At 70.0% G+C, this 1,558-nt stretch carries 2 protein-coding genes; both read right to left on the bottom strand.

Annotation, left to right across the window (positions count from 1 at the left end; all coding sequences use genetic code 11):
* A partial coding sequence (locus ACF088_RS41160; RefSeq protein ID WP_392381112.1) for a DUF308 domain-containing protein occupies positions 1-816 on the bottom strand: 816 nt, incomplete at its 3' end.
* 10 nt (positions 817-826) lie between these two features.
* The coding region (locus ACF088_RS41165; protein ID WP_392381113.1) for a hypothetical protein at positions 827-1,558 on the bottom strand (732 nt) is incomplete at its 5' end.

The raw sequence follows: 1,558 nt of genomic DNA on the forward strand, positions 1-1,558 counted from the left end.
CGTCTCCGCCATCGTGGCCATGTTGATCCCCAACGACGCCGCGCCGGCCACGACGCTGCCGATCGTCAGCGCGATGCCGATGCCCTGCAGACCGGGCACCAGCATCGCCAGCACACCCAGCACCGCACTGATGATGCCGAAGGCCGTACTCAGCGCCTTCTTGATCTTGTCCCACAGGCTGTAACCCGCGACCGACTCGTCCCTCGCATCGTCCAGCTTCTGCGCCGCGGTGGAGGCATCCTCCTCGCGCACCTGCCGCGCATCCTCCGCCAGCAGCCGGGCCGCATCCAGATCCGCCTGTGCGTCATCGGCATGCGTCTGCGCCGTGGACTGCTTGCTGTGCGCCTCGTCCAGCGCCCGCCGGGTGCTCGCCCGCGCCTCGTGGTCGTCCGGAGGGTGGGTGACCGCGTCCAGCCGGCCGATATCGGCACCGGCCGAACGCACCACCTCGGTGGCCGACGCCAGCCGCTCCCTGGCCTCCCGCCCCTTCTCCAGCGCATTGTCGGCGTTGCGCTGCTGATCGCGCAGCGAATGCACATAGGTGTCCAGGGCGCCGGCCGCCTGGTCGTAGGAGCTGTGCAGCTTGCGTACCTGCGTGGCCAGGTCGCCGAGCTTGTCGCGGAGCTTGTCCATGGTCTTGCCCTCGCCGACCTGCTGGTTCTCCAGCCCGGAGACGAGAGGAAGCGCGTCGCCCGCATTGTCCGCCACGGAGCGGTAGCTGCGCGCGAGCTGCCCGAGCACCTCCGCATCACCCGGCGTCGGGTCGTCCGAGAACCCGAAGACCGACTCCCACTCGGACACCGCTGGACGCGCCATGGACGCAACCTCACTTTCCCTTGTCTGCTTCGCCCATGGGGCCTGCACCGGCCGCTTTTGCCGCCGGATCCGCTGCGCCGGACGTACCGGCCGGGTCCTCGAAGCGGAACGACTCCGCGATCGCATCGAAGACCTCGTAGAACTGCTCCGCCAGATCCACGTTGGGGGTGGAGCTGGCGAGCACCAGATAGTCCCGGCTGTTCGGAACCGGAATCAGGGTGTGCCGCACCGCAGTGGGCACGGACCTCCCCCGGTAGTCCACTTCCTCGATCCTGGTGATCCGCCCGGCCGCTCCGACCTGCGCCAACTCCACCAACTCCACCTCGCCCGGCGGCAGTCCGGTGCCCTCCGCCGCGGTGCCGAGCTGCATACCGGCCGCGACGACGAGGTCCGCCAGATCCTCCGACTGATCCTCGGGAACGGACATCCGGAGCACGACCGTCGTGGCACTGAGCACCAGGGGGCCGCTGCCCGCCCGCAGAATCCTGAGCATCCCCGACGCCCGCAGCGCGCCCTGCGCATGCGCCTCGCGGGCGGTGCGCCGGGTACTGCGGATCAGCTCGTCCACCTGCTCGCGCGAGAGCTGCGGGGCCTTCTCCACCTGTGACTCGATACGGCGGCGGATCGACGCGTCCCGCGTGCTCGGGTCGAGGTCGAGATGCCACCAGGAGTCGGGAAACCTCAGCTTGTAGCCCGCGGGCGCGCCCGCGGGCTGCTCCGTGACCGGTTGCGTCATGACGCC

The organism is Streptomyces sp. NPDC015125 (genome assembly GCF_043080045.1).
Lineage (GTDB): Bacteria > Actinomycetota > Actinomycetes > Streptomycetales > Streptomycetaceae > Streptomyces.